Origin of the sequence: Lacihabitans lacunae (assembly GCF_042649125.1) — a bacterium.
In the GTDB taxonomy this organism is placed as follows: Bacteria; Bacteroidota; Bacteroidia; order Cytophagales; family Spirosomataceae; genus Leadbetterella; species Leadbetterella lacunae.
Window position 1 is genome coordinate 1,358,694 of sequence record NZ_JBHRYQ010000001.1, and the last position, 16,684, is coordinate 1,375,377.

10 protein-coding genes are annotated in these 16,684 nt (G+C 36.0%); 1 reads left to right on the plus strand and 9 read right to left on the minus strand.

Annotated features, from left to right (window positions below; all coding sequences use genetic code 11):
• The first annotated feature begins 33 nt into the window (after positions 1 to 33).
• The gene (gene sov, locus ACFOOI_RS05915) at positions 34 to 7,404 is read left to right on the plus strand and encodes a T9SS outer membrane translocon Sov/SprA (RefSeq protein WP_379836084.1); all 7,371 of its coding nucleotides are present in this window, start codon (positions 34 to 36) and stop codon (positions 7,402 to 7,404) included.
• A gap of 159 nt (positions 7,405 to 7,563) precedes the next feature.
• Here the strand turns inward: sov and ACFOOI_RS05920 are convergent, their stop codons facing one another.
• The 9 genes from ACFOOI_RS05920 to ACFOOI_RS05960 all read right to left on the minus strand — a co-directional run bounded on the left by ACFOOI_RS05920 (position 7,564) and on the right by ACFOOI_RS05960 (position 16,672).
• Entirely contained in the window at positions 7,564 to 8,169 is a 606-nt protein-coding gene (locus tag ACFOOI_RS05920) for a hypothetical protein (RefSeq protein WP_379836086.1), read from the minus strand.
• 308 nt (positions 8,170 to 8,477) lie between these two features.
• Positions 8,478 to 10,853, minus strand: coding sequence for an efflux RND transporter permease subunit (locus tag ACFOOI_RS05925; protein ID WP_379836088.1), 2,376 nt, complete (start codon positions 10,851 to 10,853; stop codon positions 8,478 to 8,480).
• Between the two features lie 236 nt (positions 10,854 to 11,089).
• The gene (meaB, locus tag ACFOOI_RS05930) at positions 11,090 to 12,070 is read right to left on the minus strand and encodes a methylmalonyl Co-A mutase-associated GTPase MeaB (RefSeq protein ID WP_379836090.1); all 981 of its coding nucleotides are present in this window, start codon (positions 12,068 to 12,070) and stop codon (positions 11,090 to 11,092) included.
• Positions 12,071 to 12,607, minus strand: a complete 537-nt coding sequence (gene yjjX, locus ACFOOI_RS05935; protein ID WP_379836092.1) for an inosine/xanthosine triphosphatase — start codon at positions 12,605 to 12,607, stop codon at positions 12,071 to 12,073.
• Between the two features lie 20 nt (positions 12,608 to 12,627).
• Positions 12,628 to 13,293, minus strand: a complete 666-nt coding sequence (locus tag ACFOOI_RS05940) for a 2-C-methyl-D-erythritol 4-phosphate cytidylyltransferase (protein WP_379836094.1) — start codon at positions 13,291 to 13,293, stop codon at positions 12,628 to 12,630.
• 79 nt (positions 13,294 to 13,372) lie between these two features.
• Entirely contained in the window at positions 13,373 to 14,425 is a 1,053-nt protein-coding gene (queA, locus tag ACFOOI_RS05945) for a tRNA preQ1(34) S-adenosylmethionine ribosyltransferase-isomerase QueA (protein ID WP_379836096.1), read from the minus strand.
• A gap of 207 nt (positions 14,426 to 14,632) precedes the next feature.
• The gene (locus ACFOOI_RS05950) at positions 14,633 to 15,424 is read right to left on the minus strand and encodes a PhzF family phenazine biosynthesis protein (RefSeq protein WP_379836098.1); all 792 of its coding nucleotides are present in this window, start codon (positions 15,422 to 15,424) and stop codon (positions 14,633 to 14,635) included.
• Positions 15,421 to 16,146 carry a gliding motility-associated ABC transporter permease subunit GldF gene (gldF, locus tag ACFOOI_RS05955; RefSeq protein ID WP_379836100.1) on the minus strand — a complete coding sequence of 242 codons (726 nt, stop codon included), beginning with the start codon at positions 16,144 to 16,146 and terminating at the stop codon, positions 15,421 to 15,423. The genes ACFOOI_RS05950 and gldF overlap by 4 nt, the downstream gene beginning before the upstream one ends.
• A gap of 10 nt (positions 16,147 to 16,156) precedes the next feature.
• Positions 16,157 to 16,672: a DUF4199 domain-containing protein gene (locus tag ACFOOI_RS05960; protein ID WP_379836102.1), complete on the minus strand. Its 516-nt coding sequence runs from the start codon at positions 16,670 to 16,672 to the stop codon at positions 16,157 to 16,159.
• Positions 16,673 to 16,684 lie beyond the last annotated feature (12 nt).

Here is a 16,684-nt window from a genome sequence, read left to right on the forward strand (position 1 = left end):
ATATACTCTATAAATGCATTTCTATTGCTCTTTATGCAAAATAGTACAAAACTTAAATTTTATTTAATTCTCATAACCGTTCTTTCTTCAGGTACGCTTTTTGGACAAATTGTTGAAGAAGATACGCTTGAAAGAAAAAAGCAGAATACGTATTTCCTAAATTGGAAAGATAGTTATCTGTCGAGATTTAACTATAGGCCACTACCACTTTTAGATCTTAATCCGAGCAAATTAAATACCTCTGTTCTCTACAATTCCACAAACGGCAATTTTAGTCTTACCGAAAAACTAGATCAAAAAATAGATTTTAAACTACCTCAAAGTTTAACATTTAACGAATACTCGAGCCTTCAAAATGCCATGATACGGCAGAGCATCGTGCGAGATATAGAACGAGCACAAGATGGAAACAGCTCCACGTCTGGAAAAAGGGCAAATCCGCTTTTGGAGAAAAACCCGATAATGGACAGGCTATTTGGTGATAAGGTCCCTGAGTTTACACCAAATGGATTTGTGAGCATCGATTTACGAGCAGGAACTCAATTCATTAACAATCCACTAACTCCAATCGCCCTCAGAAGGCAACCTGTATTTGATTTTGACCAACAGATTGCCATAAACTTCAATAACCTGTTTTCTGGAGGCGGAAACTCAGCAGATGACTTTGATAAACCCAATCCAAGTTCTAACTCAAAAGTATCTGACTTAAGCAATATTTTAAAAAAAGCAGGGCAGGCTAAAGAGAAAATGAACATTCTCGGAAACTTTGATACAAAGTCTTCTTTTGGTTTTGAAAATAAATTTAAATTAAATTTTAAAAACGAACCCGAAGATATTCTCCAAAAAGTAGAACTAGGAAATGTAAGTATGCCTGTCAGAAGTCAGCTGATTCCGGGAGTTCAAAACCTATTTGGTTTTAAAGCCGGCTTGAGATTTGGCAAATTAGATATCACGACCGTAATAGCCCAACAAAGGTCAAGAACAGAGTCAATCATCATAAATGGCGGAAACCAAAGCCGTCCTTTTGAAATTAGATGTGATAATTATGATGAAAACAGACACTTCTTTGTTTCTCACTTTTTTAGAGACAAATATGAAAAGGCCCTTAAAAACCTCCCGGTAGTTACCTCTGGTGTAAGAATTACCCGTATTGAGGTTTACGTTACAAACCGAACCAACAATTTTTCTTCGATGAGAAACTTGGTTGGTTTAACTGACATAGGAGAAAACAATCCGTTTAAACCCGAAATAAATATTCCAAATGGAAGTATTGTGGCAGCTGATAACCGAGCGAATAATCTTTTTGGTAAACTAGAAAACAACAACGATTTCAGAAGAATAGACAACACTACGAATACCCTTACAAGTTTATCTTTAAAAAACGGGGAAGACTTTGAGATTTTGAGAGGAGCAAAAAGACTAACTGAAAGAGAATTTGAATTTCAACCTGAGTTGGGATATATCTCACTATTGACACCCTTAAGAAACGACGAAATATTAGCCGTAGCCTACGAATACACCTATCAAGGCAGAGCCTACAAAGTTGGGGAGCTAACCGAAGACTATGTAAACAGACGCGAAGACGAGGTGATTATGCTGAAGCTTTTGAAATCATCCACCATCAGAAACAGGCTTTCGAACCCGATGTGGGACCTGATGATGAAAAACGTCTACACTTTAGCACAAGGTCAGATTTCGAAAGAAGGATTTCAGCTGAGAATAGTTTACAAAGATGACCAAACAGGTATGGATACACCAAACCTGCAAGAAGGTCAAAACCTTAAAAACCGCCCTTTGATAGAGGCTTTGGGACTAGACAAACTAAACTATAACAATGACCCGCTAAAAGACGGAAACTTCGACTATGTAAGTGGAGTTACGATAAATGAAAAATACGGCAAAATTATATTTCCTACTTTAGAACCGTTTGGCTCTAGTTTAGAAAAGCTATTTGAACCTTCGGAAACAGCCCTGAAGCAAAAATATGTGTTTGATGAGCTCTACCGTAAAACTTTGATGGATGCTCAACAAGTTACACTCAAAAATAAGTTTTTCATATCGGGAAGTGTACAATTTGGAAGTTCAGAAATAGCTCTTCCATTGGGTGCATCAGGCAGTTCGGTAAGAATTTACGCAGGTGGCTCGGAACTACAGCAAGGAGCCGATTATACGGTAGATTCTCAGATGGGAAGAATCATAATAACCAACCAAAGTATACTGAGTTCGGGCAGACAAATTAGAGTTGATTATGAAAAGCCCGACTTATTTACTTCTCAAATTCGCCGATTATTTGGTTTAAGACTTGACTACACCGTAGGCCGATACCTTCGCTTGGGAGCCACCTTAATGAGTTTAAGAGAAAATACACCCGGTTTTATTACCAGAACTTCAATAGGAAACGAACCGGTTAATAACACCCTATGGGGCTTAGATGTAAACCTAAAGAAAGACTTTTATGGCCTCACAAAAGCACTTGATGCTTTGCCAGGTATTCAAACCAAAGAGATGTCGAGTGTTTTGCTTAATGCCGAATTTGCCCAACTTAGACCTGGCGTAAATGACAAGCGAGTAAACGGAAGCTCAATGATAGATGATTTTGAGTTTGCCAGAAACATAAATGACCTAAGCAGACAACCTACAAAGTGGCGACTAGGCTCTACTCCTGGCGAAGAACTAGAAAAAATTCCAGATTTATTTACTAATCCATATAAGTATAACTACAATAGAGCTAAGATCTCGGTTTATTCGGTAGATCCGTCGGTATATTTAAGTGCTGGCTTTGGTAGTGGTGGAAACGTAGTTCCGGACAATATAAGGGCCGATGCTGAAAGTAATATTTATGAAAAAGGATACCAGATTCAAGATATTTTCCCAGGAAGATCAAGACCTGTTTTTGGACAACAGTTACCTTCCGCTATTTTAGATATTTCGTATTTTCCACAAGAGCCCGGCATGTATAACTACAACGGAGACTTAAATTCAGAAGGGCTCCTTAAAAACCCTAAGAGTAATTTTGGATCGGTTATGCGTGGTATCACATTTGACGCTGATTTTGACAATTCAAACGTGGAGTATTACGAATTTTGGCTATTAGATCCTTTTGCCGACTTTGTAAGAGATGGAAGTTTAAACGGAAATAAAAAGAATATTACGGGTGGTAAACTTAAAATTCAGTTAGGAGATGTTTCTGAAGACGTTATTCCTGACAGCAGATATAATTTTGAGAATGGAATTAAAACATCATCCACAGGAAACTCTGACCCTGTTAGCACCAAATGGGGTTTGGCACCGCGTACACAGTTTATAACAGATGCTTTTGATAATGTAGAAAGCACAAGAGAAAAACAAGATGTAGGATTGGATGGACTATCAAACACCGATGAAAAAACTTTCCCTCATATAGAAAACTATCTAAAAGAAGTAAACTCCAAAGTAACCAATCAAGCCGCAAAAGACAGAATATTTGACGATCCATCGAAAGATGATTTTAAGTTTTTCTTAGATCCTATTTTTACAAATAGAAATGCAAGTTTCTTAGAAAGGTTTAAAGATTACTTGGGAATGGAAAACAATGCTCCATCTATAAATGCAAACCAAAATATAGCCAACAATAGCACGCAGGCCTCAACCAACCTGGCAGACAAAGAAGATATTAACCAAGACAATACCATAAACGAAATAGAAGATTATTTTGAATATGAGATAGACCTTAAACCAAACGCTTTAGACATAGGCAAAGGCTACATAGTAGACAAAGTAACTTCTGGAAATGCCACGTGGTACCTTCACAGAATTCCGATCAGAAAACCCACTAGAAGTTACCCCGCAGGAAAACAAGGCTTTAAATCTATCCGATTTGTAAGATTGGTGACCACAGAATGGGAACAGCCGGTGGTTTTGCGTTTTGCCTCTATGCAGTTGGTTTCAAACCAATATAGAGTTTACGAAAACAGCCTCTCTGACACCAGCCCAGTAGAAATACCAGAAACCGACAATACGGTAATTTTTAAAACGGCATCGGTAAATATCGAAGAAAACGGTTGCTCTGAAAATGGCGATTGTAATGTAAAAGATGGCTCCACTGCCTATGTAGTACCTCCGGGTTTTATAAGAGATAGAGACAGAACTTCACAAGCTGTAATGCAATTTAACGAGCAGTCGCTAAGCCTTTCAGTAGAAAACCTAAAAGGTGGCCAAAGCCGAGCGGTATTTAAAAACACAAAACTAGACCTCAACATGTATAAACGCCTTAAAATGTTTATTCATGCTCAAAATAAATTTAACGAAGACAAAGTGGCATCGGTGTTTTTAAGAATAGGTACGGATTTAAAAAACAACTACTATGAAATAGAGATTCCAAACCTAAAAACAACCACAAATGGCTCTTCTGATCCATTTACAGTTTGGCCCAAAGAAAACGAACTAGATATTCCTTTTGAAGTTTTAAGAAATGTTAAACTTGAGCGTAACCGTACATCATTTCCATTAACTCAAAAATATGGCGGCGATAAACTCATCGACATAATAGGTACAGCATCAGGCACAGGTACTACTTCTATCAACGACGAAGAAGTTATAACTAGACAATATAAAATATCAGTAATAGGTAATCCTGACTTAAGTAATGTACTGACGATGATGATGGGTGTTAAAAACAACGACACCATAAACAAAAACATCGGGCGTGACTTTACTGTATGGATGGATGAGATGCGAGCCTTTAAGTTTGACGAAGAAGCGGGTGAAGCGGGGATTTTATCAGCAGATATAAAACTAGCCGATGTGGCAACCGTAATGATAAACGGTAGTTTTAAAAACTACGGCTTTGGCGGCGTTCAAGACCGAATATCTTCACGATCGAGAGAGGTATCACAAGGCTTTGGAATAGCTTCAAATATACTTATCGATAAGTTTTTCCCAATGAAATGGGGCTTAAGTATTCCGCTATTTGTAAATTATGATCATCAAAAAATCACGCCTACATTTAACCCCCTTGACCCTGACATTAAACTTGCAGACGCCTTAGCAAACAAAGGACTCTTTCAACAAAACCTTACCAAAGAAATAGTAGAGGAAGATGCGGTAACCAAAGGTTTCAATTTTACGAATGTTAGAAAAATGAGAACAAAAGTAGGTGGCAAAACCCACTTTTATGATATTGAAAATTTCACTTTTTCATATTCTCAAAATCAAACAACTCGTAGAAATGTCGTAATTCAGGAATACCTTCAAACACAAAACAGAGCTTCGCTTGGATATCAATACCAGCCAAAAGGATTTACATGGGAGCCATTTAAAAATTCTAAAAAACTCAGTAAGCCAACCACCAGGTGGATCAAAGACTTCAATCTTTCGCCAGTGCCTACTTTGTTGGCGTTTAGAACAGACTATGACAGATCATACATAAAAACACAATACAGAAACTCAGACTTAGGTATAAGTGATATTTCGCCTAACGTTATTAAGTATTTCTTAGGTAATAGAGCCTACGACGCCCAATGGAATTTGACAAAAGCTGTGGTATTTACCTACAACGCTCAAATGAGCTCAATTCAAGACGACATCAATGAAATCACGAATGAAGAAATTAGATTTATTGACGGATTGACGACTTTGGGTAGAGCCAAAAATTACAAGCAAAAAATGCAAGCCACCTATCGATTACCATTCGATAAGTTTTTCCTTTTAGATTGGATAAAAGCAGATGCCAGATTTAATAATAACTATGGTTATACGGCAGGTTCATTCCAAATAAAAGACGAAAACGGAGCTGCATTTGGTAACATGTTAGAAAACGGACGTGAAACGTCTATTGCCGGACAAGTGGACTTGGTTAGGCTTTATAACAAACTTAAATTTTTGAGATTTGCCAATTCTCCCAATCCGCCTGTTCAGCGATTTACTAGAGCTCCAGGGGTTGAGGATGAAATAAAACTTCAGTCTACCAGCGTTACCAAAACCCTTACGAGAGTTTTGATGACCGTTAGAGGTATAAACTTTAATTACAGTCTTTTTGAGACCACACTTTTACCGGGTTTCTTGCCCTCTCCTACTTTCTTTGGTTTAGATTCTAAAAATGGTTTCGCTCCTGGTTTAGAGTTTGTGATGGGAAGCCAGAATAGGAATATTCACAAACAAGCCGCCCAGCGAAATTGGCTTTCAGAAAGTATTATTCAGAATAATCCGTTTACCCAAACACGTGGTGTAAAGTTTGACTTTGGCACAAGCCTTGAGCCATTTAAAGGCTTCAGGATGCAGATAAAAGGACATTTGAGTAGAGGTGATAGCTATCAAGAAATGTACCGTCCTGAAACTGTCGGAGGGGCATTCACTACGCTCAATCCAGTGAGAAACGGTAACTTCTCTATGTCATTCTGGTCGTTTAAAACTGGTTTTAAGAAAATGAGCAATGACTCACTTACACTTTACCAATACGATATATTTGACAACATGGTGGCAAATAGACAGAAAGTATTAGACCGACTAAACAAACTAAATCAAACGCCAGAAGGTCAGCTTTTAGGAAAATATGATTTAAATTCACAAGATGTACTGATACCGGCGTTTTTCTCAGCATACAGTGGGCAGTCACTCGATAAGATTTTCGAGAAATCAGCAAAAAGAGGTTCTAATACTTTCAATCCATTTTTAGCATTTCCTATGCCAAACTGGCGAATTGACTATCAAGGATTAGAGAAATTGCCTGTCTTTAAGCGTTTATTTAATTCCATAACCTTGAGTCACCAATACTTTTCAACGTATAGTGTTGGAAACTTCACATCCTCTTTAGAATATGGCTCGCAAGTGCTTAATTTGTTAATAAGAGATTATCCGCTTGGAAACAAAACCGTTCAAAACTACGGTACAATTCCGTATTTAGGCAGTACCTCGTTGTTTGCTCCCACGTTTATCATGAGTACTATCAGTATGGAAGAGAAATTTTCACCCCTTTTGGGAATGCAGTTTACCACAAAAAGAAACTTCACGGGTTCATTTAACTGGAACAAAGAAAGAAGAGCGGCCCTAAACCTATCAAACGCGATGGTGGCTGAATACAACTCAAACGACTACGTATTTGGTGTAGGCTATAAAAAGAATAATGTAAAACTTCCTCTCCGTAAAAAAGACGGCAATTTTATAGTACTAAAAAATGATCTAAACTTTAGATTAGACTTTACAAGCAGAGACATAAAAGCCTTACAAAGAAGGCTAGACGGTGATGTCGTACCTATTCAAGGAAACTACAACTTGCAGATCAGACCGCAGGTGCAATACCAAATTAACAAAAGAATTAACATGGGTATGTATTGGGAAAAAATGGTCAACTCGCCTTTTACCTCCCTTTCATTCGAAAGGAGTTCGGCTATATTCGGAGTTAACGCCAAATTCAACTTATCCGATTAATGATTTAATATCGAATTACGTTTTTCAAGGATATTTAAATGCTTAAAAATAAACGTTATCCTTTAAAATAGGTTGGGCTTTGAAACTAGAAACTGTAGATTAGGCATAAAAAAAGAATTGAGTGAGCTCAATCCTTTTTTTGTGGAGTTTAATTAATACTTATCTGATTTCATCTGAAACATGATTTGATTTCTTAGCAACTCCTTTATTATTAATTGCTGAATACGCCTGGTATTTAACCTCTCCTGAGTAGCTTCCTGTTATTTTCTTACCGCCACTTTCGGTCAAATCAAATGTGATTTCATAACTTGTGCCGCTTGTTTTTACAGATACTTTACCGCCCGAAATATCAAAAACAGAACCATTTCCATTATTTAAATCAAAATTTAAACCAACTAGTCCAAAATCAAATGTATTAGATAGGTAAGTTTGATTTGCATCATATATATAGTCTCCTTTCTCTAAAAGGTCTTTTATATTTGAAAATAATTCAAGATAAACTACAGTACCACTACCAGATAATGAATCTATTTTATTAGGGTTAGCTCCAATAACGTTTATACCTTCAGAAAAAAAATATGCATCAATAAGGTATCCCTCATTTGGTTGATCTTGGCCATACCCTTCAAAATAGGCCTTAGTCAGTGGATATTCTACCCCATCATAAGCGATAAAATTTTTCTTTTCTACAGCGTCTTTTGAACAAGACACAAACAAGGAACTCACAGCAAAAGTGAATAAAAGCGATTTTAGAAATTTATGCATAAAAAAAAGTTTATGTCTTTTAGTAAAAAGACGGATTAAAAAAATTCACACTTTTACTGCAAAAAATTGAAATAAAGCGGGAAGGATATTTTGAAAATAATAATTCAATATTACATAATTATTTGAATATACGGAAAAAGAGAATGAAACGAATGTCAGTGAATTAAAATAAGATTAAGTTTATTCTCTTAAAATCAAATAGAAGTGTTTTTGTTTTATTTTTCTGAAAATTGTGTTGGTTATATTAAACTACGTTTACCTTTTGCTAAACCCGAAGGCAAACGTAGTCTTTAAGTTTTTATCAATATTTAGGCATTCTTACGAAGCTCTTTCATTGTCTGTCTTTTGTCAAGCGTCATTAAGAAACAAGGCAACAAAATAAGATTAGAAACCATACCAATCAACAACGTAATAGAAACCAATAAGCCTAAAAATACGGTTCCTTTGAAGCCTGAAGCAACAAATATACCAAAACCGAAGAACAAGATTATGGCCGTATAAAACATACTGATTCCCGTAAACTTAATGGTATTCGAAACCGATTCTGATATGGTATGTCCTTTTTCGATCTCTTCTTTATATTTAGTTAGGAAATAAATAGTTCCGTCTGAGGCTATTCCAAATGCTATACTGAAAATCAAGGTAGTGGAAGGCTTAAGCGGAATTCCAAAATATCCCATAATACCAGCAGTAATTATCAATGGAATTATACTCGGAATTGTTGAAATCAAGACGGTTCGGTAACTCAAAAACTGGGTGGCCATAACCAAGGAAACTAATAGAATGGCCAGAATAGTACTGTCTCTCAAGTTACCCAATAAATAGTCATTGCCCTTTGTAAATACCACTCCATTTCCTGTCAATTTTACATCCACTTGCTTTTCGGTAGGCTTCCATTCGTTTGATGATTTATCAAAATTAAAAATGGTATCTGCTTTTGCTTGTAAGGCTGTAAACATTTCTCGCATACGAACCGTACCCACATCGGTACTTTGGAAACTTACTCGCGTATATCTTTTTGTAGAGTCAATAAAGGCTGAAAACATATTCTCTTTGCCTTTCACATCTTGGGTGTATTCGGCAAGTTTTTGCAGCTCCAAAGCAGGCGGAACTCTATAATATTTGGGATCTCCTCCCCTATATCCTTGGTAGATAAACTTTAGACCTTCTACAATAGAAAGTGGCTTAGTAAATTCAGGATATTTGGCGAACTCTCTCTGAAGCAGACGAATTTGAGTTAATAATTTCGGATTGAAAACACCATCTTTTTCTTTTGAATCAATGCTAACCTCAAAAGGCACTACGCCATGAAAATTATCTTCGATAAATTTCAAATCAGTATAAATAGGGTCTTTTTCTGGAAGATCATCTACAACATAGCCAATAGCGTTTATTTTAAATGCACCTATCACGGCTACTACTACCAAAGCAAATACAACAGTATATACTAGGTTGCGTTTATGGTGAACTACATAGTCCACTTTTTGTAAAAAATTGGAAATTTTCTTATTTTCTAGGTGTCTTACATGCTTTTCCTTCGGCTCTGAAACGTAACTAAAAATGGTCGGAATTAAAATGAGGGAAATGGCCCATGTTGCCATAACACAAACAGCCGCTACCAAACCAAACTCTAAAAGTAAAGGACTACCAGTGAAGTAAAACACAAAAAATCCGATAAACGTGGTCAAGTTGGCAATAAAGGTCGTTTTTCCGATTTTTTCTATCGAAATGCTTAGAGCTTTTACTTTGTTTTTAACTTTCAGATATTCTTCTTGATATTTGTTTATAAGAAATATAGAGTTTGGAATACCGATTACAATAATCAATGGTGGAATAAGACCTGTAAGAATAGAGATTTTATAGCCAAACAGGGCTATGAACCCTACAGACCAAAGCACCGAAATAAGCACCACCATAGTGGCATAAAACACCACTCTGAATGATCTGAAAAATAAATAAAGTATAAACGTGGTCACCAAAAAAGCCAAAACCATAAACATGCTCAGCTCATCTCTAACTTTAGACATGAAATTCGTTCTGATATAAGGCATGCCCGAATAGTGCATTTTAATTTGCTGCTTTTCTCCAAACCTTTCGCCAGCCTCTTTTACCTTGATACTCAGCGTAATTCTATCCTTACTGTTGAGCATGGTTTGGTCAAATGTAACCGCCATAAGTTGAGCGTCTAAGTTATAAACGAACCCATCATAAAATGGCAATCGGCTTATTTTCTTAAAAATGGAATCTAGTTCTACCTGAGTTTTTGGCATTTCGGCCACAACTGGCTTAAAATCAAACTTTTTAACAGAATCATTTTTAACTACTTCAAAAAGGTTGGCAATCGAAAGTACATTTTTAATTCCTTTGATACCTTTTATTTCTTTCGAAAGTGAATACCAGGCATTGTAGGTAGCTAAATCATTTACTTTTTTCGATTTAAAAGCAATCACCATTACGTTTCCGTCTTCTCCATAACGGGCCTTAAAGTCTTCGTATAATTGAAAACTTTCGTCGTTTTGAGGCAAAATTTTAGGAAGTTCGTAAGAGAGTTCTAACTGCGTAATTTGATAGCCCATAAAAAGCGTAATTATTCCAATTCCGCTTAGCCATTTAATTCTATGATTGAGGATAAGTTCTGCAATATTCTTCCAAAAATTACTGAATCTTTTTGTTTTTTTAGACATTTAGAGGGTCATTATTTTTAAAACACAAAAATAATCAATTTATTCTTAATCATTAGGAAGTAAAGCCCTCTGATTTATTCTGTAAATGTTAAATTAGTTAAATTAGAAGACGAATCACACGATTAAAATCTTTCAAAACAGAATTTAAATAATAGATATAAGTTGTAAAACGAAACCGGTTTAAATAAGGATACAAAAACTTAATTATGTAAGAGTTGCACCTTGTTTTAAACTTGTTATTTTTTAATAAAGTCCAATATGGATTGGGCAGCCTCCATAGGTCCCACTTTCAAACTTAAAATATCCTTTTCAAAATCTGAAATTAGTTTTTGTAGTTCTGTATTATTTAAATAATATTCCAATATTTTGGTCTCCGTTAGCCTCCTAAACCAAGCTTTTTGTTGATTATTTCTATTTTCTTTAAAATATCCCAAAGCCTCTGTTTTAGATTTATATTTTTCCAATTCCTCGTAAATCGAATCAAAGCCTGTTTTATTTAAAGCCGAGCACGTAAAAGCTCCAACTGTAAAGTTAGAATCTTTGGCCGGAAAAAGATGTAAGGCGTAATTAATATTGGAAATTAAACGAGACAGTTCTTTCTCTGAAACCTGATCGGACTTGTTGATAACCACCATGTCTATCATTTCCATGATGCCTCGTTTTATTCCTTGAAGTTCGTCACCAGCACCCGAAATTGTCAAAAACATCATATAATCGGTAATGTCTTTCACGATAGTTTCGGATTGACCTACCCCTACTGTTTCTACTATCACAAAATCAAAGCCAGCTGCCTCACATAGCAAAAGCGTCTCGAGGGTATTTTGTGCCACTCCTCCAAGCGAATCTCCTGCTGGACTTGGCCTTATAAACGCTCGTTTATCATTTGCAAGGCTTTCCATCCGAGTTTTATCACCCAAAATGCTTCCACCAGACACTTTACTTGAAGGATCAATAGCCAAGACTGCGAGTTTTTTACCTTGAGATAAAATATGTGAGCCAAAGCCATCTATAAATGTGCTTTTGCCCACGCCAGGTGCACCTGTGATGCCCAATCTGAAACTATTTCCAGTTAGTGGCAATATCTCGGTAATGAGCTTTTGAGCTAAAAGTCTATCCGAAACATTCTTACTTTCAATCAAAGTTATAGCCCTACCGAGTATGGTTCTATCATGGTTTTTGATACCAGCTACATATTCAGACAGAGCTAATCGTTTCATTTAATATAGGTCGGTTTTTAAAAAAGGAATTAAAGCTAGAATAACGGCTTGCACATAATATGAGGTTCTATCTATGGCATTATCTGTAAGTAAACCTGTGGAGCCCATGGCTTGTTTTGTGTTTTTTAAACCAAAAACAATCTCGTCTGCATCACCCAGTTCATACCCTTGATTTATGAGGGAAATAGTCTTTAGTGGCAAATAAAACCCAGCGGTTCTAGCTTTTCCTACTTTATGATTATCCAAAACCACTACCCATGCCATTGCTTCCATTTCAGTTTCAGAATGTTTAATATTTCCACCTTCTATGCCTATCCAAAAATCTGCATTAGGGAAATCTATTCTGGCATTGGTAGCTCTATTAAAAGCTCCTAAAAAAGTCTCCTCAGAACCCATCGGCTGATCACTTACGCCAGACGGAATACTTTTGCCTTCTACCTCAAAAGTTATGTTTTTAAACATCTGCTCAAAACCCTCTTTGGCGGCATTTACTTTAACTGGATTTTTGGAGGCTACTATTACTTTTTTGGATATCATATTTAGGTTAAAGTTTTTTTTTAAAAAGTCATTAAAAACTCCGCCAAAGCGATGTCTTCCGGTGTAGTGATTTTAATATTGGAATAATCACCTTCTACCAAATGTATGGTTTTACCGAAGTCTTCAAAAACACTCGCATCGTCTGTAAAAGTGCTCTTTTCTTCCAAAAGATAAGCTTCTTTTAAGAGTTTAAGGTCAAACGTTTGCGGTGTTTGAATAATTTTAATTTTTGATCTATCTACTGCTTCGTTACCATTTGTGGTTAGCATTCTGATGGAGTCTTTCGAATCTACATACACAACTGCCGACTGTAATTGCAGTGCGGTCTCAAATGTCTTTTCGATAGTCTCAACGGATACAAAAGGCCTAACGGCATCGTGAACAGCCACCAAACCATCATCAGCTGTAATAGCTTTTAGTCCATTTTTAACTGACTGAAATCGGGTTTTGCCTCCTTCTACCACCTGAACGTTTTGAATATCTTTACTAAAACCGCTTTTCAGATTCTCCCAATAATCAAATAAATTTTTGGGTAAAACCAAAATGACGGTATTGTCTTTTACACTTAAAAATTTCTCAAGCGTGATGATGATTATTGGCTTGCCAGCAATACTGAGAAACTGCTTCGGCATGTCGGATTTCATTCTACTACCAGACCCACCTGCTACTATTATGGAATATTTCATAAAAAAAGTGTCGGGCTTTTGACCCGACACTCCAAATATAATTTCTAAAATCTGTATTTTAAAGTATTACCGCAAAACCTTAGATGATTAACATTACATCGCCATAGGTGAAAAACTTGTATTTTTCTTTAATAGCCACTTGGTAAGCTTCTGTGATAGTCTCATATCCACCAAATGCACAAGTGGTCATAAGCAAGATAGACTCAGGCAAATGGAAGTTAGTAAGAAGAGCATTGGTGATTTTGAAATCGTATGGAGGGAAAATAAACTTATCCGTCCAAGAATTATCAATCGCTTTTAGTCTATCTCCAGCAGAAACCGAAGATTCCATTGCTCTTAATGCAGTACTACCGATTGCACAGATTCTTTTGTTGTTATCTAAAGCCTGATTAACTACTGTACAAGTTTCTTCAGGAATAAAGAAATTCTCCGAGTCAGTCTTGTGTTTCGTTAAATCTTCAACCTCTACTTGTCTAAAAGTACCGATACCAATATGCATTGTAATTGGAGCGAAATCAACACCGTTAATTTCCATTCTTCTTACAATATTTTTTGTAAAGTGAATCCCCGCAGTTGGTGCAGCAACAGCACCTTCATTTTCAGCGAAAATAGTCTGAAAACGCTCAGCGTCAGCGTCAACAACTTCTCTTTGAAGCACGTCTTTAGGTATTGGCGTTTCTCCAAGTTCGTAAATAGCCTCCATCATTTCTTCGTGATTTCCATCAAATAAGAAACGGATGGTTCTACCTCTTGAAGTAGTGTTATCGATTACTTCAGCTACAAGGTCGCTGTCTCCAAAATATAATTTATTTCCAACTCTGATTTTACGAGCAGGATCAACCAATACGTCCCAAAGACGCATTTCACGGTTTAATTCTCTAAGTAAAAAGACTTCGATTTTGGCTCCTGTTTTCTCTTTTGAGCCATATAGTCTAGCAGGAAAAACTTTTGTATTATTTGCCACCATTACATCGTCTTCACCAAAATAGTCTACGATGTCGGTAAACATTTTATGTTCAATCTTACCTGTTTTACGGTGTAAAACCATCATTCTAGCACCATCTCGTTCTTCAGAAGGGTATTGGGCTATTAAACTATGGGGTAAATCAAACTTGAATGCAGATAATTTCATAAAGAGAATTTATAGAATACGTGATAAAATATTTCTCCGAAAAGAATAGTCTAAAACATTAGAATATTCTAAAAAATAATAAGGTGGTTGGTCTATATTATGTTTGCCGGGATGCAAAGGTACAACATCCGCATAGCGGATGTCAAGTATTTTGCAAAATAACTTAAAAAAAATGACTGAAAATCAACAAATTGTAGTTATGGTGTTTCAAAAACACACTTCCCCTTTCAAATAAAGATTGGCAAATCCACCAATTAACACTCTATTGCCTTTTAGTTCGCATGAAAGTTGCCCGCCTCTTGCCGAAACTTGCAAGGCTTCGAGCTTAGATTTTCCTAACTCTGTGGCCCAATAGGGTATCAAGTTTGTGTGTGCTGAACCGGTTACTGGGTCTTCATTGATACCTACTCGCGGAGCAAAAAAACGAGATACAAAATCAACGTTAAACTTAGAAGATTCGGCTGTAACAATTATTCCTCTCGCCTCTAACGATTTAAGCTTTTCGAAATCTGGATTTAGACTTAAAATAGTTTCTTCGCTATCAAACACTAACAGATAATCTGTTTTACCTTTAAACCAAGCGATCGGAGATTTTTTCAACCCAGACTCCATTTCAAAAATGGGTTCACACGGACTTATTTCGGCAGCTGGAAAATCTAAATTAATTTTATCTTTTTGTTTGAAAACAGTCAAAAGCCCACTTCTTGATTCAAAGTGAATTTCTTCTTTTTCTATACCTTTTATATTAAATAAATAATAGGCTGTAGCTAAAGTAGCATGCCCGCAAAGGTCAACTTCTACTTTTGGTGTAAACCACCTGATATGAAAACCATCAGAAGTAGGCACAAAAAAAGCCGTTTCAGAAAGGTTATTCTGCTCGGCTAATTTATGTAAGATCTCATCTGGCAACCATTCCTCTAGTGGCATTACAGCTGCCGGATTTCCACCAAATGCTTTTTCTGAAAACGCATTTATCTCATAAATAGGGTATGTTTTCATTGTCTTTTTCTGTTTAGACTGTTATATGTCATAAAGATAAAAACAAAACTGAAACTTAATAAATAAATAAGATTTCTTGAATCTAATAATCCTTTACCCAAGGCATCAAAATGAAAATCTAAACTAAAATAAGAAAGGAAATATCCGAATGAACCACTAAAAAGCGAGGCTAACTGAGCAAAACCATCAAAGGCAAAATAACACAATATGGCAGCTGAAATAAAGGCAATAACTTGATTTTTGGTAATAGAAGAAGTGAAAATTCCGATGGCAGCAAATGCTGCAGCAAGCAAAATTAAACCAAAATACGAACCTACTACAGATGCCGAATCGATATTTCCTTTTGGATTACCTAAATAATAAATAGAAAAATAGTACACTAAAGTGGGGGCTATAGCCAAAACTATGATCCACAATGCAGCGAAATACTTGCCTAAAATAATATCGATAAGCTTTACAGGTTTGGTTAATAACAACTCCAAGGTCCCTGATTTTTCTTCTTCTGAAAACATCCGCATGGTTATGGCCGATACCAAAAATATGAGTATATATGGACAATAGTTAAAGAAAACGTCCATTTCTGCAAAGCCATAATCCATAATGTTGGTATCTGGGTAAATCCAAACTACCAAGCTTGTAAGCAATAAAAAAACGGCGATTACGATGTAGCCTATTAAAGAATTAAAGAAAGTGGAAACTTCTTTTTTGAAAATGCTTAACATAAAATATTTTTTAAGAAAAAACTGGTTTGTCTTTTTTCATAACTGCAGACATAATAAGTGAGCATAAAAACCCAAAAAGAACGATAAATAGCATACCACCAATAAAAGTTAAGCCCGAATTGTTCATCGACTCTACTCTTTGCATGGCTGCGTCTATTTGCTCTTCCGACATCCCCATTTTCTCGTATTGTTCCAAAATCATTTCGTTTTGAAGATTGAGGATATTGGTATCGATGAATTTTTTATAAAAGAAATCAAAGAATAAACTAATGATCCCTCCCGCTGTAATAGTTAGTGTGCCTAAGCCCAAACCTTCCTTAAATGACATAAAACCGCCATTTAGGGTTCTAAATTCTTTCATTGACAAATACAACACACCGAAGAAAAACAAGGTGCTCAATAAAAATGATAGGGTTTTGTTTTGCCAAAGCTCCGTATTGTACAAAATAGTAGTTAAAACTATACTTACTATTCCATAAATAACGCCCCACTTAAGGGCAATTCTAGCTGATGATACTTTTTCCATAATTTTATAAGG

Coding starts and splice junctions, on each gene's coding strand:
- sov (WP_379836084.1), top strand. CDS start 34: ATGCAAAATAGTACAAAACTTAAATTTTATTTAATTCTCATAACCGTT.
- ACFOOI_RS05920 (WP_379836086.1), bottom strand. CDS start 8,169: ATGCATAAATTTCTAAAATCGCTTTTATTCACTTTTGCTGTGAGTTCC.
- ACFOOI_RS05925 (WP_379836088.1), bottom strand. CDS start 10,853: ATGTCTAAAAAAACAAAAAGATTCAGTAATTTTTGGAAGAATATTGCA.
- meaB (WP_379836090.1), bottom strand. CDS start 12,070: ATGAAACGATTAGCTCTGTCTGAATATGTAGCTGGTATCAAAAACCAT.
- yjjX (WP_379836092.1), bottom strand. CDS start 12,607: ATGATATCCAAAAAAGTAATAGTAGCCTCCAAAAATCCAGTTAAAGTA.
- ACFOOI_RS05940 (WP_379836094.1), bottom strand. CDS start 13,293: ATGAAATATTCCATAATAGTAGCAGGTGGGTCTGGTAGTAGAATGAAA.
- queA (WP_379836096.1), bottom strand. CDS start 14,425: ATGAAATTATCTGCATTCAAGTTTGATTTACCCCATAGTTTAATAGCC.
- ACFOOI_RS05950 (WP_379836098.1), bottom strand. CDS start 15,424: ATGAAAACATACCCTATTTATGAGATAAATGCGTTTTCAGAAAAAGCA.
- gldF (WP_379836100.1), bottom strand. CDS start 16,146: ATGTTAAGCATTTTCAAAAAAGAAGTTTCCACTTTCTTTAATTCTTTA.
- ACFOOI_RS05960 (WP_379836102.1), bottom strand. CDS start 16,672: ATGGAAAAAGTATCATCAGCTAGAATTGCCCTTAAGTGGGGCGTTATT.